The organism is Motilimonas sp. E26, assembly GCF_021278025.1.
In the GTDB taxonomy this organism is placed as follows: Bacteria; Pseudomonadota; Gammaproteobacteria; order Enterobacterales; family CBDFNC01; genus Motilimonas.
In genome coordinates, this window is record NZ_JAIBHJ010000001.1 from 307,850 (window position 1) to 332,789 (window position 24,940).

Sequence of the window (24,940 nt, forward strand, 5' to 3'; positions counted from 1 at the left end):
ATTCTTGTTGTATGTGCGCGCTACAAATACACCACAGCTTCAACATTATTACCATCTGGGTCTAAAACGAATGCGGCATAATAGTTTGGTGCATAATTTTCACGCAGCCCCGGTTTGCCGTTGCATTGATATCCTTCACTTAAAGCAACCTGATAGAATTTCTCAACAGATTTCTTGCTCGAAGCTGAAAAAGCTATATGCGAATTAGTGCAATTGTCACTTTTCTCTATCAAGAATCTGACTTTGTCCTCACCAATGATGCCAAAGCCCGCGGCAGATTTATCTGACCATTTGATTTCGATTTTCAGTGGTAAGAGGACTTTTTCATAGAACCTTTTACAGTCATGAAAGTTTATGGTTCTGATTTCAAAATGATCTATCAAATCAGTTTCCTTTCTGGTTTATGAAGATGAGGTTGATATTACGCAAGCTCTTAACCCTTTAGCACACCCAAGACCGGAGCTTGAATTTGTTAAGTCTTTTGTTAGGCGGGTTTTCTCCCATGAAACCCGATATATAATTGCTTTAACACATCAGGTAAAACCTCCCAAAATGGGACGGCTTTTTCAGGAGGAACATTCCAAAACAAGTTTTCTACAAATGACACATCAATGCAGTCTTTTACGTCATTATCACTTTTCATATAACTGCTACGGAAAAACTCAAATAATGCTTTATATTCTTTAACAGAAGCTGATACTGTCATTTCGTAATTCAGAGCATTCGCCAGACTACCAAACCAAGAGTATGCAAATTCAGGATCTATCTCATCCCAAAGACGAATATGCTCTAAGTCGGCTTTCGCCGTAATATCTGGAAACTCAGCCCTAAAATCATTATACAAATCTAAAACGGTCATATTATCCGCCTAACGCCGCTAGCACGCGCGGCTTTGTAGAAAACCATAACTGGACACCCACCTCTTTTTCTGTATTAGTTTAGATGGTGGTGCACTTCGTTCTTAAAGCAGGGAGAAAATGGCACATTATTTTAAGTGGGTGCCCTTACTCCTCTCTCGACTTTGGTTCTAGGCTTGCGCCACTGTCGCCAGTAAACCATTCGTACTCTGCGGCTGATCCAGTAAGCAAGGTCAAATTGGGATCAATGACTTTTGAGCCCCACTTTCGTTCTGTCGTTTATTTCCTAAGGGCAAAAGCTCACATTTCAAAGTGAAATCCTGCCCAGGAGGTAAGGCTAAGTGGCGACAAGAGACCACCGCCACTCAGGGTGACTCAGCGCTCGGCTTCCTGAGGAGATGATTTACCTTTTGCAGCCACCGCCGAACCTGTTGGCGGATAGTCCAAAGTATCCTTCATCTGTTCCAGCTGCTCTGCATTGTAGTCAGGAAAAGGCAGTACACCTGCATCACGCCATGATTTGACCTTCAGTTCTGAGTTCGCGATTTTATCTTTATCCATGCCGTTATCCCGGGCCAGATAAGTCGTCTGAGAAGGAAATGCAAAGCCAGAGCCCGCTTGTTCCACCAGCTCCTCAACCTTTAGTAAAACATCTTCCTGGATCGCCAGAAACTCGTCCTGTGAAACACACTTGAAATAGGCTTTCAAGGATATATCTTTCGAACAGGCGCCAAAACCTGTCATCCGCACCCGGGTGGTATCTGTTATCAGCATAGGGTGGGCGATCAGCAGCTTACGCAGCTTGGCAAGTATATAGCGCATCTGCTCGGGTGAGGTTTCATACCTCAGGCCGATAGTCAGGTTAAATAGCCTTCTGTCCCGCACACCTAGGTTATCCAGCTGCATCTCAGAAAACTCGGCATTGGGGATAGTCACAATGGAACGCTCCAGAGTGCGGATACGGGTAGAGTAAATACCAATGGATTCCACCGTACCGGTCTTATCGCCATATCTGAAAAAATCCCCTTGCCTGACGGGTTTATTGACAAAGAGAATGATGCTCCCTATCAGGTTGGCCACAGTACGTTTGGCCGCCAACGCAATCGCCAGACCTGTAACACCCAGACCCGCAAACAGTGGTGCCATATCTGCACCTATACTGCGCATACCGGCGGTCAGGATCCACATACTGACAAAAGCGCCAGCGACCGTGGCGCAGATACGGATAAGGCTGGCATCGACACTTTTCTCCTGAATACGAGGTGAACTGATGATGGTTTCAGCAATGGCGCGCCCCACCAACCAGCCCGACCAGGCAAACAGGACGATAGTGAGGCCTTTGCTCAACTGAGTTATCAACAACAGGGCACTCCCCGTAAAATTCAGATCATTATCGATAAAGTGAAACACTAGCTCCACCAGCACTGCCAGAAGTATTGGCATCAGCGATTTAAGCCAGGCACCACGCGATACTTCCATTGCTAGGCTAACGCGATGAAACAAACGAAAACTACACCAAGAAACCACGCCAAGAAACGCGACCGATATGACCAACCCCAGCCACTGAGCCAAAGTTTGCCCGCTGTATAACTGGTGCATGCCTTTGGGTAAGCCTGCAAACAAACTGCCCAGATAATTGGTGTGGGGAATCAGATCTCCTGGGGTCGATATATAATATTCATAAAAGCCTTCGGACTTATGAGGGGAGTGGTAATCCATCTCTATAGGGCTGATATGATCTTCACGGTAGGGGAGCTCAGCCACCCCCTCATAGAAATCATCGATCGCCTTAACGGTTTCTGCACTAAACAAATATTCCCCAGCTCTGGGGCCATCGGTCATTCTAACAATCTCAATCCGAGTATTGGGATAGCGCCACTTATTCACACTGTTAACCGACAGAGTAAAACTATTTGGTACGGCCTGCAGCGGCGGTAGCATCATACGATCCAAAATTTCTTTCAGTTGCAGCGTGGCGTTGATGGCAACTCCTTCTCTCAATGCTGAAGGCACCTTGCTGAGATCCATCGTTAGGGAAGCTTGGCGCAAAAAGTTTCTTGCCATCTCTTCCTGCTTTTCAGAATCAGCCAGCGAAACCGTCGGCGGATTAGCCGTTAGCGCTTCGTCCATCTCCATGACTATGCTGTACGCCATGTTAACACTGGCCAGAAAGCCTTCAAGGGTGCTACGGGGGCTGCTGGTATCAACCGGTTTCAAGCGATTACGGATCTCACGCTCTGTGTTTACCACAGAGCGTGGTGAACGAATATAAGTTTCATACAAGCCTTGCTCCTTGCCAGAGAGATAAGGTAGGTGGCTGATTTTCCTGTAGTGGCGCATCAAAGCTTCAACTGTGTCGGCCGAAAACAGATAGTGCCCCTTTAGTTTGCCTTCCTTCTGCCTGACCAGACGCAACTCAGTACCAGGGATCACCCAGAACTCCAGCTCTGTTTCTTTCGCTTCTTTAACACCTGGGATGTTTTTTTCATCGGGCAGCGGTACACGATCCAGAATTTCTTTTAGCAGGGCAAACCGTGTAGAACGCACATCCCAGCTATCACTGTGTGGAGTGGCGTTAAAGTCCATGGTTTGCAGGGCGCGTAAAAAAGCCTGTTTGCTATCAACGGGCTCCCTTTGCCCTGCCAACATGCCTTCTTCAACAAATTCGGCATTTCTTATAAAGCTGGCAATCGTATCCCGTGGGCTGAAAGTTTCAGCCCGCCCCAACTCATAGGGGGCTTCATCTGCTTTTGCTACTCCCAGTAAACAAAGCACCATCAAAACTGACAATAGTCGCGTATATACCGATAGCTTCACGTTTCTCTCCCTGTATCTTAATACTCTTAATACTCTTTATACTCTGCTACGGCTGATGCTGTTCCAGTGATTGCCCACTAATGTCCAGTAGATTAACGCCCAGTATCACACCTTTCTGCCTGGCCATGGCCACATCGCCCATCGAATAATTTAGAAATAAGGGGGCTCCCACCACTCTTGAGCAAATTCACACCCCGCCCCCTTTTCTGGATAAGCTGGTCAAATGTGCGTTGCATGATAAAACGCCCCTAAAGTCAGATCATCGTGCCATATGTCCATTAGCTTTATCTGATACTTAGCATCTATGTCTTCAGCCAAGGTTTCTATCTCTAGCGAATCAGGCATCCATTGATGGGGATAAAGCGCTCGATAAATATCAAGAATTTTATCTGTTGGTGCAAACTGCAGCCTATCTCGCTCAACAAAAGCAAATGCCAAGGTGAAATCACTTAAAAAGCGTCGGATGTCTTGCTTAGTCGCATAAGGAAAGGCCCGCTGCCAACGACGCCCCGTACAGACACGCCGACGATACTGTTTTGGCAAAGAATCATTCCCGCAAACTAGAACAATCATTATGATGGCAAATATAACAACCAGCATGAATTCCATCTTAACTCCTTGGTTAACTTAGATTAGCATCACAATGGCAAGCCACCCAATCCATAGCCGAAACACCCAACTCATAGCCTCACCAAACTCAACTGTCAATTATCTTATTTGCCTAACTGCCAGTTGGCCTCGCTCACCGGGCTAGCCGCAGTTTTTCCAGTGATTACGAGCGTAGAACAGCTCAGCCAGTGTATTACCGGGGATATACCTCAGCTGCGCTTGGACACAGCCTTGTTTAGCTAATTCAGCCATCACAAAATCATGTATCTTTTGCCCTATTCCTAAACCTCGCCATTCAGGGGTAAGATAAAACAGATTAACATAGCCACCTAAACTTGTTACATGTGGTGAAAGATTTTAGTCGCAGCTTTGGCTGCGCAGCAGGTAGCTGGGAGGCATTGACTCATCACAGTGAGTTAGCGGGCCATTGTTGGTCTCGCGGTCAAGTTGCTTGCCACCAACTGAGTGGTTACGGCTAAACCATATTCATTAATTTATCGATTGATATCAAATGCTTTGAATGAGTAGGTTTTGGTGCGCCGATATTTCAGATAATATACATTTGTTCGCTTATGTTGAACGCTTAGGTGCTTGCTCGCATCGCTTGTCATAAACTGAAGCGCTTTTTTGACAGCCCTTTAGGTTCATTTTGTAAGGGAAGTCAGTCAGTATTTAAGAGGGTGTCCAGTTAAATCCTTTCTGATAATGATATGTCAGGCTTAAGCCTGAGAGTTACCAGTTACTCAACAAGGTAACTCTTACTTCTCATCATTATTAAGTTTCGAACATTGCAAAATATGTATCATAGATAGAAACCCTAGATTTTAAATAATTGTCATTATTTATTTAACCAAAAATAAAACGGTCTGAATTATGGATAAAATTTTCTATATAATTTTTTATATAATTAGCATACTAATTGTTGCTGTTGTTGGTGATTTTTTACATTTAAGTATAGTGTATTACTTGTTTGTACCTGTTGTTGCATATTTGCTATCTCTGCCATTTAAACCTAAAGCATTTTACCTAAGCGGTATTGGTCTGACAATATTATTAAGTTATGTCCCATATATATTTTATTACAAGGCAGGGAAAAACATTGAGGGATTAATGGGCTTGGGTCATTTATTTTCTCTGTTCGGTTTAGGGCTAGGTATTATTTTGGCTGGATTTTATATAAAAGGTAAAAAAAATAAGCCTGTAGTATTATTCATGATAAGTCTGGTGTTTTCTTTATCAGGTTTCCTGCTAAATCAATTAATAGTATGTAATACAGTATTATATTGTGGAGGATTGTTTAGTTTTCTGATCTAATAGTCCCAAATTCAACTCCGAAGTGTGGCATTCGTTAAGTTTAAGTCTGATCGCCCCCTAGAGTAACGCATGAATGCTCACATTTTGACCAACTAAATCAAACCCGCACTTATCCCTAGGGCGAGCGCACAGGGCGAGATCTAATACAAACTGTAGGGTTTAACCGTTGCTAATTTGTACTTGATGAGTGTTTTTTGAGTACATTTTTCACGTTAATACAAATCATTATAATAGTTCGCTTATGTTGAACGCTTAGGTGCTTGCTCGCATCGCTTGTCATAAACTGAAGGGGCTTTTTTGACAGTCCTTTAGTTTCATTTTGTGAGGGAAGTTGGTCAGTATTTAAGAGGGTGTCCAGTTAAATTTCCTGGTATCCTGCGACCGAGATAATCAACCCCGCAAGGACGCAATAAGGATAATGGCCTTCACCACGCTAAGGGCGACAACAAGAGGAATACAAATAAAGAAACAACACACAGGCAAGCCGTAACAAACTGATAAGGCAAGCGTTTACATTATGATCGCCCCTTACATCCCTCCCGCTCGTCTTGAGAAAGGTACTCAGGCTAAGCGCGGTTAAAGCTCAATGCAGCAATTTACTTAATAAGGCAGGAAATCGAGCTCATCGAGGCTCCGGGCTTGTCCAACACTTGAATATAGGGTGTCGGCTTCGCGACACCTATTCTTATCTGTTATGTTTACTTACTGCTATCGGATAGTGTTTTGGTAATTAACTGTTTTAGCGATGTTTCATCGCCACTAGATGCTTTATTAATTGATTCGTAATAATCCTTTGAAGCAGGATTAAACTCAATATGTTTTTCAAACAAATAGGATAACTGCTCTCCAAGTAGCCTTCTACCTAGCCTTCCATTACCATCTATAAAAGGATGAATAATCATTAGATATGTATGAAATCTTGATGCTAATTCGACTTTCGATTTTTCATTTAGCTTACTACTTGATTTAACCCATTTATTCCACATTTTGATATTTTTTTCTAAGGCTAAATCTATTTCTTTTTTATATAGAGTTTTTGACTCTTTCACTTCAGAGCCGATTTGACTGCTATCACTCATTACAGTACCAATTTCTAATTCAGGATTAGAAATTTTGTTCTGCGGCATAATGATAACTACATCAGAGTCTCTATATACACCAGACTGAAAACCACTATTTCTAAACATTACCTCATGTGCATGACGAATACGTTTAGATGATAATTTACCTCCTTTCTGCAAAATATTAGCAATATCTAGTTGTTCGTTTAAATTACTAAAGGTTTTATCGAATTCTTCAAAAAATACAGAAGGCCTATTTTCAATATATTTTAAATAAAGGTGCCGAAAAAATGGAATTGCAGCAATAGATAATATTGCTAATAAAATTTTTATTTGAAGAGGTTCCATAACATCCTTGATTTAACACCTAAATTAGAGGTAAACATAACGCTTACAGCACGCGCCAAATACCGGAACTTTGTTTTTGTGCGAGTATTTTCCCGCACAAAAGCGAAGTGGAGAGTATTTGGTCGCAGTGCCTGTGATTGTTATGTTTATTGACACTTTAAGGCCCGACCGAAGTAGGTTAAATTTGTACCCGCGGTGCCATTTGGCCCGTGCCACATTTCAATTTCTACATGGCCTGTATCATATATAGCCATATTACCACCAACAGCCTCGACGGCTTTCTGAAATTTTTCATTGATTCCAGTTTCATTTTAAGAGGTAACTTCGACAATCTGTATAAATTTGCAATCTGCGTACCCTTCGATAGCGAAGAATTCTGGCGTAGATGAGCAACCTGCAATTAGCAGAACACTTAGCAAACCTAAAAACCTAGATAGATTCATGATTCCGCCGAAAACATAACAGCGTTTTATACGGAATTCCGTATAGATCCCGTACGCTACCGCGCGAAAATCGTCATTCCGCATAAAATAAATTAATAATATTCAGCCAGTTAAATGCTCTTTTGTTAACCGTAACAAGCAACACAGGGGTAAACAAAGCGAGCCTAGTATTTACCGAGACCAAATTTGGCCCCCGTAAAGGATTTGGCTGATTCATTATGTGATTATATATCAAAGCTTTAGATATAAGGTGTGAACAAAGCGAGACTTTTACAATTTATTTACCGCGCCAAAACTTGGCAAAATCAGCCAAACTCCATTACACCTGCATAAATAAACAGCACAAAAAGCAGGCGGTAGGTCATAGCTAAACCTCCATTTATCAAGTCTATTAAAGCAAAGTTAGCCCTACTTGCTGATGGGCCACTGAGTTTGCTCGATGATAAGACACCGATTCCGGTCGGCTGGCACAACCCTATCTCACGAGTGTCAGGTATGAATGATACTCGCGCCAAAATTTGCTGTAATCGCACACTAAAACCAACAACAATCTGCTACAAGTTGTTTTTTCCATTGGGCTCGTTCATTAATTTAGTTATAGTGAACTCAGATGTCTTGCCGTACTAACGGTGAAATAATGCTTTTGAACAGATAGTTAGCGATGCAGGATCAAGTATGAAAAAAGTAAAGAACGAAGCACAATTGCTGAAAAAAGCACTGGAAATTGGCCTTAAATACGCAGCCCAGCGCGGTTACGGTCAGTTAGATAAATATGTCACGCAAAAAGATAAAGTGGAGGTGGTTTATCGTTTGCTGGTACAAGATAAACAAATTACGCCGTTGCCTGCCGATAAAGAAGACAGCCAACAGCTTAAGCACAAGTTGATTATTTGGATCAGCAAGATGCTACCCGCTGATCACGAACTGCTCAAATAAACGTTACAAACAAGGGCGAATAAAGCCTTTATTTTCAGCCAATAACGTTTTCGCATCTGTGGCTGACAACTGAGCTAACAGCATCACAATGGCGGTTTTACAATGGCCGCCACATTGTAACAAGGCATCACTCGCCTGCTCTCTGCTACAGTCCGTTGCTGCCATCACAATGTTTTTTTGCCGTTCAACCAATTTGGCATTGGTTGCTTCTACATCCACCATTAAGTTGCCATAAACCTTGCCAATGCGGATCATTGCGCCGGTGGTGAGCATATTCAAAATCAGCTTTTGCGCTGTACCTGCTTTCATTCTTGATGAGCCAGTTACCACCTCTGGACCAACCACTGCGCATATTTCAATGTCAGCCAATTGTGCCATGGGGCAGTCTGGATTACAGGCCACGCTGATCACTGTTGCGCCTTGCGCTTTAGCATAATCCATCGCGCCCAGCACATAAGGGGTACGGCCACTTGCCGCAATGCCCACCAGCACGTCTTGGTCACTAAAATTAATCTGTTGTAAATCGATTCCGCCCTGCTCGCGATTATCTTCTGCGTTTTCCACTGCCGCTAAAATGGCTTGATGGCCACCCGCAATTAAACCCACCACTTGGCTTGGATCACTGCCAAAGGTTGGCGGACATTCACTGGCATCTAAAATGCCTAATCGTCCTGAGGTACCAGCGCCAACGTAGATCAACCGTCCTCCTTGTTGCAGCGCGGCGGCGATCACATCCACACTATGACTAATAGCGGGTAAAGCAGCCTCAACAGCAAGAGGCACCTTTTGGTCTTGCGCGTTAATCACTTTTAGCATGTCTAATGTGCTTAAGGTATCAATGTGCTCACTGGCAGGGTTACGACTTTCAGTAACAAGATGATTCAATTTTATTTGCATGGATTGGGCCATCGCCTTTGCAGAATATTAAGGGTGAAGTAGAAAAAAGTAACCCGCAAAGCCGAGCCAACTGATCGCTAATAACAGCCAAGGTAATACGCTTTGTTTTGCCGTTGTTGGTTGTGTCGGCAATGTTTCATTACTTATGGTTGGGTTAGTCTGCTCTTGCTCAAGGGTTGATTTAGCTTGTTGTAGCTTACGCTTTTGCTTATCTAATTCACGGGCTTTTTCTTTATTGCGCTTCTTATATTCTTCAATGCCCTTTTGAATGCCTTGTGCAATCAGTTTGGTCTGTTCTTCATGTTTTAAATACGGGAAAACTATACTAGGCGAAAACAAAAACACAACAACCTCTTGATTTATAATGATTAAACTCATTACTTTTAACTTTTTATTTTACAAAATGAATAGAAAAAGTAAAAAAATGTAACAGTCCTTTACCAATGCAAAATATTGAGCATAATTCTTTACAAAAACTCAAATCAAGGGCAATTGGTTAAGGTAATTATTCAGGTTACTTTCCCCTTTAAATCAAATCATATTTCGAGTCATTCTTACATGAATGGAACCAACATCGGCTTCTTCAAACAACTCTTCTACTCATACTCCATACTACATGATGTGAAAACGAAGAGAGTTAATAATTAGCAGCCAACTGATGTTACGACTAAACCTGCGAAAATACATATAGCGTTACAATGTAATGTTAATGAACCTGAACAGAAGTAGCAATCAATGAAGGATTATCCAACTAAAAGATACGGTTATAAATGGGAGGATTACCGATCAACTATTTGGAATCGCCAACAGCGATCAAGGCTGTGTTGACCTTGATCATTGGATCCGGCGCAGACTGAATGTGCTACTGGCGACAATGGCGAAAACCGCGCACCAAAGTGAGAAGTTTCATCAAACTGGGGGGCAGTGAACGTCTCGCCATTGCTTGTGGTATCACCAGCAAAGGGCCCTGCAGAAGCTCGAAAACCAAAGGAATAAACATAGGTACATATAAGCAATGAGTTCCTTGCTGCTCAAGGTCTGATATCACTGAAGGACATTTGGATTACTATTCATTACGGAAGATGAACCACCCATTGCGGACCCGCATGATGGGTGGTGTGGGGGCTAGAGGTTAGATACCTCAGGCTACCCGATTAGATTTATTTCGACAATACTGAAACAAGACCGATTATTGAACCAATGAGACCTGTGAATATTGTAAAGTAGAAGCCGATTGCTTCTCTTTTAGACTTTTTTTCTTCTCTAACTAGCTTGCGCAATGAATAAATACCTTTTGATGTAAGGTAGGTAACAGCTCCATTTTCATCACCAAAATCAAAGCTTGTATACATTCCCTGCTCAGATTTTTCGGGCATCGGGATAAGGTACTTGTTAGCTTCACCTCGATAAAAATCAGATTTTCGATATTCAATCCATCTATCTAGTTCTTGGAGATCTTGTCCCAGAAATGACAAATGACCATTGTCATTTTGCCCTTGGTAACTTTCTCCAGTCGCTTTAAAATCCTGATGTAACTTTTGGGATGCCTTCTCTAAATTGTACAACTCGAACCTAAACCTAAGATAACTTATCACCGTTGCCTCCAATAAAATCATCGTGGTAGAGCGACCCATTACTGGGCCGACCCCACACAGATCCGGACGTGCGGAATTACCGCATCGAGCTTTTGGGCTCTTCAGTTATATATTCACGCGTGTAAATCAACACGCCCCTAATACCAATCTACGTGAATAAATCGCTTACTCACTCTCGGTCGCTCAATGGCACAATACATTAGCATCTTATTGAAATTAATCCAGTTATAGCTTCGCCTATTCAGCCATTTATACAAACTGTGCAGCACATAACTGTGCAGTTTATCTAGGCTGTGGCTGTTGTTTGGCAAGCCAAAGTAATTTCGGTATCCCATCAGTTTGCGTTTCAATTGTGGCATCCAAGTGTTGAGCTTGTTTGACCGCTTGGCTTTGATATATTGGTAAAACTCGCTCATGCTAGCGCGATGCTTTTCAGCGCCTGTTCGCCGCCTGAGTCGGGGCTGACCCTTCGCATCTTTTACCCAATAAAAGGCAAAGCCGAGAAACACAAATTGCCGTTTTCGACTCGGGTGAAATCGACTAAAACGTAGCAGTGAGGTTTTCTCTTCTGCCACTTCTAGGTTGAATTTCTTGAGTCGTTTTGGCAACACCTCATAAAATCGCTCCGCATCGTTGGCGTATTGAAACGCGCACACAAAATCATCGGGGTACCGGATGAGTATCGCGCGGCCACGCATTCGTGGTTTTACTTTCTTTTCAAACCATAAGTAGAGTGCGTAATGCAGGTAGATGTTCGCCAGTACTGGGCTAATGATGCCCCCTTTCGGCGTACCGATTTTCGGGTGTTCAAAACCCCCTTAGGGTGATTTTATGCGGGCTTTAAGCCATTGGCTGATTAAACTCAGCATGGCGTTGTCATCAATGCGTTGCTTGAGCATTTTCATCAGCCAGTCGTGGTCAAGGTTGTTGAAGAAGCCTTTGATATCGGCCTCCACAATGTACCAATATCCTTTAAACTGAAGATTCAACGCTAAACTGTGCACCGCCTGGTGCGCGCTTTTACTCGGTCGGTAGCCATAGCTATTGGGCAAAAAGTCCGCTTCCCAGATACTTTGTAATATCTGGCTTACGCTTTGTTGCACCAACTTATCGCCCACCGTGGGTAAGCCCAGCGGTCTCTGTTTGCCATTGCTTTTGGGAATAAAGACACGTTTGATGTCATTGGCTCGAAAGCGCGACTAATAATATTATGCGGCAGGTGTTAACTCATTTCTGTCCAAAAGCTTGCTAGAGATTGATCAGACTTTATTGTCTCTTCCACAGTGTTTCATTATTACTGTTGTTTTAATATTTTCGAAATGGCTCTGACATGGCTGTACAATCTTCTATGCTCTTGTTCTGCCTGATTAAAAAATGGCTTCACGCTATTTTTTTGGTCGGGATAGCGCTTGATTAAACTAGCAAATGTCTCCAGTTCACCTTCGATCATCAATAAATGGTCCTCGTGAGCTTTTTTCTCTTTTTGCAGTGAGGTAAAGAAAGATTCAGGCTCAAGTGATTTTTTTTCTGGTACCTGTTTCAGTGTTTTCTTGGACTTAAAGAGCACATTTTCAAACTGAGCAGAAGTGATATACCTGACTTCCTTGCTGTGGCTTGATTTGGTCTTTACGAGTAGCTCTTTAGACTCTAGGAATAAAACTCTGCGATAAACGTAAAGACGTGCTTCTTTGGGGCTAAACGCGTTACTCGTAGAATCCAGTAATGCATCTCGAAGCTCTGTGATAGTGAAATTGTTCACTCTTTTTACAATCAATAAGTTATAAAAAAATTCATGTAATGACACAACATTAGACATTAGATGAGTACTCACTTATTAAACTTAGGATTGCTAAGTATACAAGATTCAGTAAAACTTAGACAATCTAAGTTATTCTAGGTTTACTAATGATGAATGCCCATTGCCACAAGATAGCCCTATTCCTAAACGTCTTAAAGATGCTCGCCAAAAAGCAGGCTTTACTCAAAAAGAGTTGGGGATGCGCATCGGCATGGATCAAGGCTCTGCGAGTGGTCGCATGAACCATTATGAGAAGGGGCGGCATACACCAGATATCAGTGTATTAAAACGGATGGCAGAAGAGCTTGATGTTCCACTTCACTATTTTTTCTGTGAAGATGATATCACAGCTGAGCTAGTTTGTTTGATTGATAAACTTCCCGAGCAAAATAAACTAGAGCTACTCAATTTATTAACTTCTCGAGCTAAACCTGAAGTAGAAAACTAGTGTTAAGCTGAAGAGTTTGGTATTTCAAAGTCTCTTCTAAGGTTTGCCCTTATTAGTCTCGCTCCGAAGACCATTTCCTGATTTCTGCTATACAAACTCGAATAATTCAATTTAAGCTCACAAAATACGGCACCAACCTTAAAGCTGTGATATGTTTGGATTTATTTCCAAAGCTTAGTGTTTAGAGACATGACTATGATTCGTTGTCATCTCGCTCGAATGATGGGTGAGCATAAAATGCGTATAGCTGATGTAGCTAGAGAAACGGGGGTCAGCCGTGCCACAGTGACCTTGCTTTACAAAGAGACCGCGCAGAAAGTTGACTTAGAGGCTCTTGAAAAAATCTGCCTGTTATTTGATTGCCAAATAGGCGATCTACTCGAGTTGAAATCATAATAATAAGGAATCTCATGAAATTTAACGAAGACTCTCGAGTAAAAATCCCTGCAATTCTGCATCTGATGCGTTTAGGTTATCAGTATCTGTCACTCAAAGGACAAAGTTGGGATCTCAACACCAATATCTTCCCTGACCTATTCAAAACGGCTATCGGCAAAGTTAACCCTGGTATTGAAGAAGCCGAAGTCGGTCGTTTACTAGAAGATGTAAAACTACTTCTCGATAACGAAGACTTAGGCAAAGCATTTTTTGAGCGCCTATCTGAACGTTCAAATACCAAGCTGATCGACTTTGAAAACTTCAATAACAATACCTTCCATGTTGTTACCGAGCTAACGTGCCAGAATGGCGATGAAGAATTCCGTCCAGATATCACGCTACTAATCAATGGGATGCCATTGGTGTTTATTGAGGTGAAAAAGCCCAATAACCGCGAAGGTATTCTGGCCGAGCGTGACCGAATCAACAAACGCTTTCAAAACCCTAAGTTCAAGCGCTTTGCCAACATCACCCAGTTTATGATTTTCTCCAATAACATGGAGTACGACGACGGCGACCCAGAACCCGTACAAGGGGCTTTCTATGCCAGTAGTTCTTACTATAAGCCGGTATTTAATTATTTCCGCGAAGAAGAAATCTTAAACTTAACCGCTTTGTTGAAGCCGGTATCAGATGATGACGAGCTGAAAGTCCTAAAAGACAACAATCTGGAAGTGATCCGCAGTAACCCAGAATTTCAAACCAACAAGCAGCCAGAGCGACCAACCAACCGCATTTGTACGTCTTTACTAAGCCGTGAACGCTTAGCCTTTATCTTGCGCTATGCACTGACCTATGTGTCTGAGTCAGATGTGCTACAAAAGCATATTATGCGTTATCCGCAGCTGTTTGCTACCAAAGCCATTGAACGCAAACTCAGCGAAGGCGTTAAAAAAGGCATTATCTGGCATACGCAAGGAAGTGGTAAAACCGCACTGACGTTTTACAACGTGCGCTTTTTAACCGACTACTTTCAAAAGCAACAAGTCATCCCAAAGTTTTACTTTATTGTCGACCGCCTAGACCTACTGCAACAAGCACAGCGTGAATTTACCGCTCGTGGTTTAACGGTGCATACAATTAACTCCCGTGATGCTTTTAGCCGTGATATTAAAGCCACACAGGTGATCCATAACCATTCTGGCAAGCCTGAAATTACACTTGTTAATATTCAAAAGTTTAAAGACGACCCTGATGTTGTCAGTACCAAAGATTACAATATTGCAATTCAGCGCGTGTACTTTTTAGACGAAGTACACCGGAGCTATAACCCCAAAGGCAGTTTTTTAGCCAACTTAAGCCAATCAGACACCAACGCGATAAAAATCGGCTTAACCGGCACCCCGCTATTGGGGGATGACTACAACTCACGCGCCTTGTTTGGTGACTACATTCACAAGTACTACTACAACGCATCCATTGCCGACGGTTACACTTTGCGCTTAATTCGTGAGGCTATCAGTACCCAATACAAAATTGAACTGCAAAAAGCCCTTGAAGAAGCCGAAGTAAAAATGGGCGATGTTGATCGTAAGCTGATATACGCCCACCCAAGCTTTGTTGAACCCATGCTTAGCTATATAGTAAACGACTTTGAAAAAAGCCGTGGCGCATTAAACGATGTCAGCATCGGCGGAATGGTGATCTGTGACAGTTCAGACCAAGCAAAACAGATGTTTGAAATTTTCAATAGCGTTTATGCCGATGCACCTATTCTGCCGCAAACTTCCAATTCAAATAGCCAGATACTCGAAGTCGCTGAGCCTGCGCCAACCAGTTACGCAGAGTCTGCCAAACAAGCCCAAAAGGTAAAAAACGCTGCCCTGATCCTGCACGATATAGGCACTAAAGAAGAGCGTAAAGACTGGGTAGAAGATTTCAAAGCTGGCAAAATCGACTTTCTGTTTGTATACAACATGCTACTGACTGGCTTTGATGCCAAGCGCCTGAAAAAACTCTATCTTGGTCGGGTGATCCGCAAACATAACCTGCTACAAGCCCTCACCCGAGTGAATCGCACATACAAAGACTTCCGCTATGGTTATGTGGTCGATTTTGCCGATATTAGAAAAGAGTTTGATGCCACCAACAAAGCCTATTTCGACGAATTACAGTCGGAACTGGGCGATGAGATGGAGCACTACTCACAGCTGTTTAAATCTCAGGAAGAGATCAAACAAGAAATCGAGCATATCAAAGACGTACTGTTCCGTTTTGATACCGACAACATGGAAGAGTTCTGCAACCAGATCAGCCAAATACAAGACCGCGATACCGTACTGGCACTCAAAAAAGCCTTAGCCGATGCCCGCAGTTTGTATAACTTGATCCGCTTGCAAGGCGAGTATGACTTTCTCGATGAGTTGGATTTTGCCAAGCTCAATGTGCTGTATCGTGAAACCAGCAATCATCTGGATTTGCTCAACCTTAAAAACGATTTAGAAAATGGCCAAGACACCACAAACCTGCTCAACCGCGCTTTAGAAGAGGTGATCTTCAAGTTTGTAAAAATCGGCGAAGAAGAGCTGGTACTGGCCGACAAGCTTAAAAACACCCTGCGCCAAACCCGTGAAGCACTGGCCAGTAATTTTGACCAGCAAGACCCACAGTTTCTTAGCTTAAAAGAAGAGCTAGAGCGCCTGTTTAAGAAGAAAAACCTTAGTGAAGTCACTCAAGACGAAATGAATGCTAATATTGACGCGCTGAATAAAATTCACGACCGCGTCAAAGAGCTGAACCGCCAAAACAACCAACTGCGGCAAAAGTACCTAGGCGATGCCAAATACACCCGTATTCACAAACGCTTGCAAGAGCGCCAGCAAAGCCAAAGCGACATCAGCGAGTCAGAGCGTAAAATTTTTGCAGCCTTGGCAGGTGTGAAACAAGATGCCGACGAGCAAGTGCTCAATAACAGCCAAGTGCTCGATAACGAAAGCTACTTTGAACGGCAAATGATGCCGCTGGTGATTGGCCGCTTTATGAAAGAGCAGCAAATTAAACTCAACGCCGACGCTTCGCGTTACATTAACCACCTCGTCGTCGCGGAGTATTTAAAAGAATTTAATACCGGCAGCCAAGCGTGGTAATGCGGGTAAAACTGATTAGGAAGTAAATACCAAATGGTTGAATTAGAATTTCAGCAAAAAACCAGAACCTTAATCGATAGTTTAAAAAGTATCTGTGCTACCTATGGTTTAGGTAACGACGGTAACGAATTTAAAATTATTACCCAAACCTTTTTGTACAAGTTCTTAAACGACAAATTCGCCTTTGAAGCAAAAAAAGTTGATGAAAGAATTGCTAAAGCCGACAAGTGGGACGATGCCCTCACAGCCATGAGCGAAGATGACCTCGTCATGTTGCAGTTGCAAATGAGCCCTGACACTGCGAGGCTTAAACCGCAGCACTTTATCAGCTATCTATTTAGCCAACAAAACGCGCCGGATTTTGCCAAGCTGTTTGACGACACCCTTATCGACATTGCCATTAGCAATAACGATGTGTTCGCGGTTAAAACCGACGGCGGCGCAAAAGTGGTTCTGTTCGACCGCATCAGCCAATACATTGCCGACGAGTCAAAACGCGATGCCTTCTGCCGCGCCATTATCAACAAACTGGTGGAGTTCAGCTTTGAGCGTATCTTTACGCAAAAATTCGACTTCTACGCCACCATCTTCGAATACCTAATCAAAGACTACAACAGCAATTCAGGCGGCAAATACGCCGAGTACTTTACCCCTCATGCAGTAGCACGCATTATGGCCGAAATTTTAGTACCTAAAGAGCAACGTGGCACCGTCCGCAACGTCGCCTGTTACGACCCATCAGCAGGTTCGGGCACGTTATTAATGAACGTGGCTCACGCCATAGGTGAAAACCGCTGTAGTATTTACACCCAAGATATTTCGCAAAAATCCTCCAACCTGCTGCGTTTAAACTTGATCTTAAATAATCTGGTGCACTCAATTCCGAATGTGATCCAAGGTAATACCGTGCTCCATCCCTACCATAAGGATGGCAAAGAGTTAAAACGCTTTGATTACATCGTCTCCAACCCGCCATTTAAGCTGGATTTTAGCGACTTCAGGGATGAGCTGGACAGCAAAGAAAACAAAGGTCGCTTTTTTGCCGGTATTCCAAAAGCACCCGCTAAAGCTAAAGACAAAATGGCCATTTACTCGCTGTTTTTACAACATATCATCGCTTCGCTAAAGCCTAATGGTAAAGCGGCTGTTGTGGTGCCCACTGGCTTTATTACCGCGCAATCAGGTATCGACAAAAAAATCCGTGAGCATTTGGTGAAAAATAAAATGCTGGCGGGCGTGGTTTCCATGCCATCCAATATCTTCGCCACCACAGGCACTAACGTCTCTATTTTGTTTATCGACGCCAGCAACGATGGCGATGTAGTACTGGTGGATGCCTCTAACCTGGGCGAAAAAGTCAAAGACGGTAAAAACCAAAAAACCGTATTAACCGCCGATGAAGAACAACAAATTATTGATGTGTTTAACGCTAAAGAAGGACTTGAAGATTTTTCTGTTGCGGTGAGTTATAGCGAAATCGAAGCCAAAAACTACTCATTAAGTGCAGGCCAGTACTTTGATGTCAAAATCGAATATGTGGATATCACCCCAGAACAGTTCGCTGAAAAAATGCAGGGCTTTACTAGCAACCTAGATAGCTTGTTCTCTCAGTCTCGTGATTTGGAAACCGAGATTAAAAAGCAGTTGGCGGGGTTGAAGTATGAAGCCTAACTATATTACAACGATTGGCGGTATCGCCGATGTTTATGATGGACCGCATGCTACTCCAAAGAAGTTGGAAAAAGGACCATACTTTCTAAGCATATCGAGCTTAGAGAAAGGCCGGTTAGACTTAAACAAATCGGCGTTCTTAAGCGAAGCTGATTTTAAAAAGTGGACAAAAAGAGTCACTCCTAAAGAAGGTGATCTTCTTTTTTCTTATGAAACTCGTCTTGGTGAGGCAGCCCTTATGCCTTCTGGCATCAGAGCCTGTTTAGGAAGACGGATGGGCTTACTTCGGCTCAATAGAGAAAAAGTTACGCCGGAATACGTACTTTACGCATATCTATCACCTGCTTTCCAACAAACGATCAAAGCAAATACTATAACTGGCGCCACTGTAGATCGTATCGCGTTGAACGAGCTTCCAAGCTTTCCAATACGCATACCTCCTATCGAGGAGCAGAAAAAAGTCGCGAAGCTATTAAGCGAGATTGACAAAAAAATCGAACTCAACAACCGCATCAACGCCGAGCTGGAAGCTATGGCCAAAACCCTGTACGACTATTGGTTTGTACAGTTCGACTTCCCCGACGACTCACCACAAGGCCAAGGCAAACCCTACAAAACCTCCGGCGGCAAAATGGTCTACAACCCAACCCTAAAGCGGGAAATACCTGAGGGGTGGGAAGCAGCCACAGTTGGCAAAATATCAAAAACTGAATTGGGTGGAACCCCATCAACATCCGTGGATGAATATTGGCAAAATGCAGATATTCCGTGGCTGAGTTCAGCTGAAACAGCTTCATTTCCGATTATTACATCGGAGCAAAAGATTTCTCAAGCTGGCATTGAGAACTCAGCTGCCATGCTGTTGCCTAAAGGTACAGTCGTCATTTCGATTGTTCGTTATATTCGACCTTCGATACTGGGCATTGATGCTGCAACAAACCAATCTGTGGTGGGAATTAGAGAATGCAAGAGGCTAAAAAGCTCTTTTATATACCCTTATTTTTGCAGTGAAGTTCCAAGATTAATGGGGTTACGGACTGGGGCTCAGCAGCCCCATATTAACAAGGGCGTTATTAAAGACAGTCCAATTGTTATACCTTGCGATAAAGTTTTGACTGACTACTACAAAGTCGCAGACCCCATATTTGAAAAGATCTTGAATCTTGCGCTTCAGAGCCACGAGCTTGTTCAACTCCGTGACTGGCTTCTCCCCATGTTAATGAACGGCCAAGTAACAGTAAAATAAGGAAATTGGGCGATGACTATAAGCCAAATCGAGATAAGGAACATCAAAGGCATTTCGCATGAATGCTTTAACGTGCAATTAAAAGCCTGCAAACCCAATCTTTTAGTTGCGCCCAATGGCTTTGGCAAGAGCTCGGTCGCCACAGCATTCTCGTCGATGAATACCAAGCGAATCGATCTCGCGGAAAAGGATTATCATAAAGAGAACGATAAGCTGGCACCTGAGCTGAGCGTCACGGTTAACGGACAGAAGTTAACCGCAGACAAAACCAAAAACGAGATTAGACAACAGTTTGATGTGCTAGTTGTCAATAGCGGCCTAACCCCAAAAGCGAAAAAGCATTTCAAAGGGGCAGTATCCTCCACTATTGAAATAAAGCCCATAACCATCTGCAAAATCCCAGCTAGATCTGACTTTTCATATAGACCTGCTGACGCTAAAGCCCAATTTGGTCAAAACGGAAAGATTCTGACCAACATCTCTGATCTATTAAAAGACTCAAGACTTTTGGATGCGATTCAGGGCGTCGATTTATCAAAATTCACTCAGGTTCGCATTCAGACAGCAGTTCAAGCCATAATCGACAAGGTGAACCATCAGAATGGAAGTGCAGCCTTCATATCCCAATGGGTATTGGATAACTGTATTCAAGAGCTTAGAGCAGTGACTATTTTAAATAGCATCTCTGAACGATTAATCCAGTTTGGTACTGTTGATTCTGAGATTGAAGGATTTTTCACGGCTTACCAGATTGCCTGCTTACATGCAGCCGATCCTAAAACATTTTCCGCTGCAACAGACTGGCTATATTACGTTACGGTCAAAGCACATTATCAAGACTTGCTGGCCAATTTCAAAAGCTCGACCTGGCAATGGGCTAAAGTTGAAGAAACCAAAAAAAAGAAAGAGCTGGTTATCAACTACCCCAAAGCCCACCAATTATCGAACGGACAGCGAGACATCATCACGCTTGTGGTTCAGCTCCATAAAACCTTGTACGAGGGTAGCAAAAAACCACTAATTCTGATTATAGATGAGGTGTTCGACTATCTGGATGACGCAAACCTAGTAGCTTTCCAATACTATGTCACTTCAATTATTGAAGAATACAAAGCTCGTAACCAAGTAATTTATCCACTGATACTCACACACTTAGACCCTGGCGTATTCTTTGATTTCTGCTTTAACAAACATAAGATACAGATTAATTACCTACTATCAAAACCTGTAGGCAAGTCTAAAGATATTTTGAGATTAGTAGAGTTCAGAGATTCTGATCAGTATGAAGATATGGTGCGACCGATTAGAGATGTCCTCGATAAACACTGGTTTCATTTTCATCCAGATGTCCATGAAATAACAGATGAATGGCCCAATTTTCTGCCCAATCAATGGAAAAGTTCTGTTTCATTCAAAGATTATGTCAATAAAGAGCTTAACAGGTATCTGACCAGCAAAAACTATGATGCTGTCGCAGTTTGCTTCGCCGTACGGATTATTATTGAGCACCAAATTTATTGCCTTTTAACAGACACTGATTGGCAAGAAAAGTTTATTTCGGAACACGGAACCTCCAAAAAACTAGACGTGGCCTCTGGCGCTGGAGTTGATATTCCTGAAAGCTATTTCTTACTTGGCATAATCTACAACACCAATTTACATTGGAACCAGGGGCGTGACTATGTATCCCCTCTAGTATCCAAACTGAGTCATCCTACAATTAGGCAGTTAATTGCACATGTAGCATCGGCAGTTGAAAATCAAAGGAACCCATGATGAGTTATCAAGCAGAGTTTACAGGATGGGACTCTCTTACAATAGAAGATCTGCTCGTGGCATACCGGAAGGCTAAGGCTGACTGTTTCTTCGAAAATACCTTCCCAACAGCCATTAAATTCGCAGAGTACGAGCAAGATTTACTTGCCAACCTAGATGCCCTGTTAAAACAATTACAAAATGATGCTGGCTTTGCTAGAAATGACGGTCTCATTGGGGATTTTCGTTTACTTCCTAAGAAGCTATCCTCTAAAAGAAAATCAGGAGCTAGTGATAATGGTCACGTTCATTTTTCTAAACCTGATAGAGCGGTTGAGGGCCTTTTTAAATATTACAATGTAGTGCCCGAGTTCAGAATTGTTGGTGATTTTCCCATCAATACCCACATCATTTCTGCATTGTGGATCAATATGATTGGTCACAAATTCGACGCCAAACTCGACGATAGCTGCTATGGTGGCAGACTCAAACGAATTCGTAATGATGAGCTTTTCGCTGATGATAATGAAAAGCCTTTCCATATCAGTTCTGTTGGCTCTTTTGTACCGTATTTTCAACCCTATCAAAAATGGCGTAACGATGGCTTAAAAACAATAAGGGATGAGCTGGAAAAAGACCGTGATATTATTGCGGTCTCTCTTGATTTGAAAAGCTACTACCACTTTATTGATCCGCTAATAATCTCTTCTTCAGAACTAATTGAAGCACTGGATTTAAAGTTTTCTGATGAAGAACAATTATTCACAGAACAACTATCACTATTTCTTAATGAGTGGGCTGACGGCGCCACCAAATTTGGTAAATCTGTAGGTGGTCAAGAAGCAAAAATAAGTGGCGGGTTGGTCATTGGTCTGACATGTAGCAGAGTAATTTCAAATGCTTTATTGCACAAGTGGGACCGACTTGTTATTGAAAAGCTCTCACCTATTCACTACGGTCGTTATGTAGATGATATGTTCCTCGTATTGCGTGATACGGGGCAAATATCAAATAGCCAAGACTTTATGTTTTTCTTGCAAGGGAGAATGGGTAAAAAATGCATTACACATGGTAGTAAAAACAATAAGTTATGGAAGATTAACCAAGGCGATGACGTACAAGGTCGCTCCAAAATATCGCTTCAATCAGACAAGCAAAAGTTATTTATATTGCAAGGTCGTGCTGGCTTAGACCTGTTGGATAGCATCGAAAAGGATATATACGAATTATCTAGTGAGCATCGTCTCATGCCTTCGCCCGACCAATTAGAGCATTCAACTGCAGCTAAAGTGCTCTCAGCGGCTGGTAGCGTAGGTGAAAATGCTGATACTCTGCGAAGAGCAGATGGGCTGACGATTCGACGCTTAGGTTGGTCACTGCAGCTTCGCCATGTAGAAACTCTCGCACGGGATTTACCGCCTAACCAATGGAAGGAACAACGCGAGGATTTCTACCAGTTCGCCCATAACCATATTTTACGGGCAGATAATCTGTTTGCTCATTTTAATTACTTACCTAGATTGCTCGGGTTTGCGATCAGTATGAATGAGTGGGAGCAAGCTGAGAAAATTGCCGTGAAGTCCTATCAAGCAATAGATACACTCGCCAAAGAAGTCAACAGAGGACAAAGAGTTCTAATTAATGGGTCTAAGGCCGAGGTATCAAAAGATCTTTGGGGCTATATCAAGGGTACGTTAACCTGGTTATTTATTGACGCAGCCACACGCTACCACGATCCGAGTACACTATCTCTCGGTGAACGTTCGAGTAGGAAAAAGCGCCTAGAGGGACTATTTTTAAAACAAATAGTCGCAACACTCAAGGATTTTGAGGCGCTTTTAAAGCTAAGATTTGATGTGGCAGAGTTTGAGAAAAAAGCGCCATTAGTCGCATCGGCAGATCTTGCAAAAGAAGCCTACAAATACATAATTAAGAATAAACAAGCTATAGAATTGGTCAGAAAGCGAAACGTTAAAAAGGAAATGGCAATCCTGATGTTACTTGAGCAATCAGGACTTATTGATGAGCGCACATTCAAGCTTTTTATAAACTCTACTCGAGAGACCAGATTGGTTCATGTTACAAAAGACCAAAAGAAAAAAGAAAGTTTCCTTCCGTACCTTTTCCCAACCAGACCGTTGTCACCGCAAGAAATATCTGAACTGGCCCCTGAGTGTGTCGGTTTACCCTCTGCATCCGGAAAACCTCCAATTTATAGCCCCTCTGTTACATGGGCAAAATACACGCAAGCATTACGTGGTGTATGGATAAAGCCAACTTTACTTGCTGCTGGGCAAGATGCTGAAGAAAAGCCTTCAACACGCAGAAGAAAATTTGTAAGAGTTGGTACAGACAACAAAGATAAGGTGATCGTGGCTCTGACTAATCTTCGCACTGAAGATAGTGACTGGGCAGCGACAGCTTGTAACAAACCCAATTTAAGTAGGAAACGTTATCAAAAGATATCGAAATTGGTTAACGATGTTCTGAAGTTAAAACCAAAACCTGATTATGTACTATTTCCTGAACTATCAATCCCACTAAGGTGGTTTAACAGTATTGCTGCTAGATTAAGTAACGCGGGAATAAGTTTAATAGCTGGAACAGAGTACCTACACACTGGGGCTAATAAGATCCACAGTGAAGCCTCAATGGTATTGGCAGATAACCGACTAGGTTACCCTACCTTTGTAAAAATTCGACAACCTAAACTAGTGCCTGCAGTTGGTGAGGACAAAGAGCTTACTAGTAAGTTTGGCAAGCAATGGGACTCATTAGGGGTGTCACCAAAACCCGTATATATTCATAACGGCTTTAACTTCGGTGTAATGGTTTGTTCAGAATTACAGAACAGCAAAGCCCGTGTTCGCTTCCAAGGAGCCGTTGATGCATTAATGGTTCTTAGTTGGAATAGAGATCTTGATACCTTCGCTTCACTCATCGAATCTGCAGCTCTAGATGTTCATGCTTATACTATTTTAGTTAATAATCGAAAATATGGTGACAGCCGAGTTCGCTCGCCAGCAAAGGAGGCTTTTCTGCGTGATATTGCCCGTTTAAGAGGCGGTGATAATGATTTCGTGGTAGCTGCTACGATAGACATTGCTGCACTTCGATCTTTTCAAAGCAGAGCTAAACGCTGGCCAGAAAGTGGGGATAAGTTTAAGCCACTTCCTGAAGGCTTTAAATTGCAGGCAAACAGAAAAAAGCTACCACCAAGTTAACAATAAAACAACCCAGGTTACTAGTTAGGCCTAGCCTGTTTTTGAGTTTGATACAGGGACGGGAGATAATGTGCAGCGACTTGGCCAGCTGTATGAATCATTTTATTGATAAATTGGCTATGGAATGTCGGTTAAATAGCAGTAATAGATCAAAATATGGAATCGCGGTCAATAGGGTGTTGGCAAAATTGCGCATAAATGATCGTGCGATCACACTATTTTAAATTTGGAATTTGCTGCGGAATGGCAGCTGAAAGGCTTCTTTTTATAAATTCAGTGGTACCACTTACCAGCCAAATGCTGATAGGGCACAAGTCGATATGTAGTGGTCAACTAAAACTGGCCACCTCGTTATAAGTTTTGAAGTATTCTGCTTCAGCCTTTTGTGGCGATAGCC

19 protein-coding genes and 2 pseudogenes are annotated in these 24,940 nt (G+C 42.6%); 11 read left to right on the top strand and 10 right to left on the bottom strand.

The genetic code is table 11. The features are described 5' to 3' along the window. Positions 1-20: 20 nt before the first annotated feature. From K1M91_RS01275 to K1M91_RS01290, 4 genes are all read right to left on the bottom strand, one after another. Positions 21-383, bottom strand: coding sequence for a VOC family protein (locus tag K1M91_RS01275; RefSeq protein ID WP_232799738.1), 363 nt, complete (start codon positions 381-383; stop codon positions 21-23). A gap of 101 nt (positions 384-484) precedes the next feature. Continuing rightward, a complete protein-coding gene (locus tag K1M91_RS01280) occupies positions 485-859 on the bottom strand; it encodes a hypothetical protein (protein WP_232799739.1) in 375 nt (124 codons plus the stop codon). Between the two features lie 373 nt (positions 860-1,232). Next, positions 1,233-3,674 (bottom strand): mechanosensitive ion channel family protein, encoded by a 2,442-nt coding sequence (locus K1M91_RS21505; RefSeq protein ID WP_232799740.1) that lies wholly within the window; start codon positions 3,672-3,674, stop codon positions 1,233-1,235. 219 nt (positions 3,675-3,893) lie between these two features. Next, positions 3,894-4,283: a hypothetical protein gene (locus K1M91_RS01290; RefSeq protein WP_232799741.1), complete on the bottom strand. Its 390-nt coding sequence runs from the start codon at positions 4,281-4,283 to the stop codon at positions 3,894-3,896. A gap of 347 nt (positions 4,284-4,630) precedes the next feature. On the opposite strand from K1M91_RS01290, the gene K1M91_RS21305 reads away from it, so the two are divergent. After that, positions 4,631-4,762, top strand: a complete 132-nt coding sequence (locus K1M91_RS21305) for a hypothetical protein (protein WP_282561054.1) — start codon at positions 4,631-4,633, stop codon at positions 4,760-4,762. A 394-nt stretch (positions 4,763-5,156) separates the two neighbouring features. Continuing rightward, positions 5,157-5,597, top strand: a complete 441-nt coding sequence (locus K1M91_RS01295; protein WP_232799742.1) for a hypothetical protein — start codon at positions 5,157-5,159, stop codon at positions 5,595-5,597. Positions 5,598-6,295: 698 nt separating this feature from the next. Here K1M91_RS01295 and K1M91_RS01300 read toward each other — a convergent pair. After that, on the bottom strand, positions 6,296-7,006 hold the full coding sequence (locus tag K1M91_RS01300; protein ID WP_232799743.1) for a Fic family protein: 711 nt from the start codon (positions 7,004-7,006) through the stop codon (positions 6,296-6,298). A gap of 1,118 nt (positions 7,007-8,124) precedes the next feature. On the opposite strand from K1M91_RS01300, the gene K1M91_RS01305 reads away from it, so the two are divergent. Continuing rightward, a complete protein-coding gene (locus K1M91_RS01305) occupies positions 8,125-8,385 on the top strand; it encodes a DUF5062 family protein (protein ID WP_232799744.1) in 261 nt (86 codons plus the stop codon). Positions 8,386-8,388: 3 nt separating this feature from the next. Here the strand turns inward: K1M91_RS01305 and murQ are convergent, their stop codons facing one another. Then, positions 8,389-9,282 (bottom strand): N-acetylmuramic acid 6-phosphate etherase, encoded by an 894-nt coding sequence (murQ, locus tag K1M91_RS01310; protein WP_232799745.1) that lies wholly within the window; start codon positions 9,280-9,282, stop codon positions 8,389-8,391. A 27-nt stretch (positions 9,283-9,309) separates the two neighbouring features. After that, positions 9,310-9,660, bottom strand: a complete 351-nt coding sequence (locus K1M91_RS01315; protein ID WP_232799746.1) for a DUF2956 domain-containing protein — start codon at positions 9,658-9,660, stop codon at positions 9,310-9,312. A 415-nt stretch (positions 9,661-10,075) separates the two neighbouring features. Here K1M91_RS01315 and K1M91_RS01320 point away from each other — a divergent pair. Continuing rightward, positions 10,076-10,368: pseudogene (locus tag K1M91_RS01320) on the top strand (group II intron maturase-specific domain-containing protein); the annotation flags it as partial. Between the two features lie 74 nt (positions 10,369-10,442). On the opposite strand, the gene K1M91_RS01325 reads toward K1M91_RS01320, so the two are convergent. From K1M91_RS01325 to K1M91_RS01340, 3 genes and pseudogenes are all read right to left on the bottom strand, one after another. Further along, positions 10,443-10,847, bottom strand: a complete 405-nt coding sequence (locus K1M91_RS01325) for a hypothetical protein (protein ID WP_232799747.1) — start codon at positions 10,845-10,847, stop codon at positions 10,443-10,445. Between the two features lie 167 nt (positions 10,848-11,014). Beyond that, a pseudogene (locus tag K1M91_RS21510) lies at positions 11,015-11,995 on the bottom strand (reverse transcriptase domain-containing protein). 176 nt (positions 11,996-12,171) lie between these two features. Continuing rightward, entirely contained in the window at positions 12,172-12,693 is a 522-nt protein-coding gene (locus K1M91_RS01340) for a hypothetical protein (protein ID WP_232799748.1), read from the bottom strand. A gap of 103 nt (positions 12,694-12,796) precedes the next feature. On the opposite strand from K1M91_RS01340, the gene K1M91_RS01345 reads away from it, so the two are divergent. The 7 genes from K1M91_RS01345 to K1M91_RS01375 all read left to right on the top strand — a co-directional run bounded on the left by K1M91_RS01345 (position 12,797) and on the right by K1M91_RS01375 (position 24,543). Further along, positions 12,797-13,123 (top strand): helix-turn-helix transcriptional regulator, encoded by a 327-nt coding sequence (locus K1M91_RS01345; protein WP_232799749.1) that lies wholly within the window; start codon positions 12,797-12,799, stop codon positions 13,121-13,123. A gap of 195 nt (positions 13,124-13,318) precedes the next feature. Further along, on the top strand, positions 13,319-13,519 hold the full coding sequence (locus K1M91_RS01350; RefSeq protein ID WP_232799766.1) for a helix-turn-helix transcriptional regulator: 201 nt from the start codon (positions 13,319-13,321) through the stop codon (positions 13,517-13,519). 14 nt (positions 13,520-13,533) lie between these two features. Next, positions 13,534-16,647, top strand: a complete 3,114-nt coding sequence (locus K1M91_RS01355; RefSeq protein ID WP_232799750.1) for a type I restriction endonuclease — start codon at positions 13,534-13,536, stop codon at positions 16,645-16,647. Positions 16,648-16,680: 33 nt separating this feature from the next. Continuing rightward, complete coding sequence (locus K1M91_RS01360) at positions 16,681-18,318, top strand: class I SAM-dependent DNA methyltransferase (protein WP_232799751.1); 1,638 nt, start codon at positions 16,681-16,683, stop codon at positions 18,316-18,318. Then, positions 18,308-19,564 (top strand): restriction endonuclease subunit S, encoded by a 1,257-nt coding sequence (locus K1M91_RS01365; protein WP_232799752.1) that lies wholly within the window; start codon positions 18,308-18,310, stop codon positions 19,562-19,564. The genes K1M91_RS01360 and K1M91_RS01365 overlap by 11 nt, the downstream gene beginning before the upstream one ends. A gap of 12 nt (positions 19,565-19,576) precedes the next feature. Continuing rightward, a complete protein-coding gene (locus tag K1M91_RS01370; RefSeq protein ID WP_232799753.1) occupies positions 19,577-21,340 on the top strand; it encodes a hypothetical protein in 1,764 nt (587 codons plus the stop codon). Next, entirely contained in the window at positions 21,337-24,543 is a 3,207-nt protein-coding gene (locus K1M91_RS01375) for a hypothetical protein (protein WP_232799754.1), read from the top strand. Before K1M91_RS01370 ends, K1M91_RS01375 begins: the two co-directional genes overlap by 4 nt. The last annotated feature ends 397 nt before the right edge of the window (positions 24,544-24,940 follow it).

Excerpts from the sequence above, each read along its gene's own strand:
- K1M91_RS01315 (WP_232799746.1), bottom strand. The coding sequence starts at position 9,660 with ATGAGTTTAATCATTATAAATCAAGAGGTTGTTGTGTTTTTGTTTTCG.
- K1M91_RS01305 (WP_232799744.1), top strand. The coding sequence starts at position 8,125 with ATGAAAAAAGTAAAGAACGAAGCACAATTGCTGAAAAAAGCACTGGAA.
- K1M91_RS01350 (WP_232799766.1), top strand. The coding sequence starts at position 13,319 with ATGATTCGTTGTCATCTCGCTCGAATGATGGGTGAGCATAAAATGCGT.
- K1M91_RS01370 (WP_232799753.1), top strand. The coding sequence starts at position 19,577 with ATGACTATAAGCCAAATCGAGATAAGGAACATCAAAGGCATTTCGCAT.
- K1M91_RS01290 (WP_232799741.1), bottom strand. The coding sequence starts at position 4,283 with ATGGAATTCATGCTGGTTGTTATATTTGCCATCATAATGATTGTTCTA.
- murQ (WP_232799745.1), bottom strand. The coding sequence starts at position 9,282 with ATGCAAATAAAATTGAATCATCTTGTTACTGAAAGTCGTAACCCTGCC.
- K1M91_RS01340 (WP_232799748.1), bottom strand. The coding sequence starts at position 12,693 with ATGTCTAATGTTGTGTCATTACATGAATTTTTTTATAACTTATTGATT.
- K1M91_RS01375 (WP_232799754.1), top strand. The coding sequence starts at position 21,337 with ATGATGAGTTATCAAGCAGAGTTTACAGGATGGGACTCTCTTACAATA.
- K1M91_RS01280 (WP_232799739.1), bottom strand. The coding sequence starts at position 859 with ATGACCGTTTTAGATTTGTATAATGATTTTAGGGCTGAGTTTCCAGAT.
- K1M91_RS01300 (WP_232799743.1), bottom strand. The coding sequence starts at position 7,006 with ATGGAACCTCTTCAAATAAAAATTTTATTAGCAATATTATCTATTGCT.
- K1M91_RS01360 (WP_232799751.1), top strand. The coding sequence starts at position 16,681 with ATGGTTGAATTAGAATTTCAGCAAAAAACCAGAACCTTAATCGATAGT.
- K1M91_RS01365 (WP_232799752.1), top strand. The coding sequence starts at position 18,308 with ATGAAGCCTAACTATATTACAACGATTGGCGGTATCGCCGATGTTTAT.
- K1M91_RS01295 (WP_232799742.1), top strand. The coding sequence starts at position 5,157 with ATGGATAAAATTTTCTATATAATTTTTTATATAATTAGCATACTAATT.
- K1M91_RS01355 (WP_232799750.1), top strand. The coding sequence starts at position 13,534 with ATGAAATTTAACGAAGACTCTCGAGTAAAAATCCCTGCAATTCTGCAT.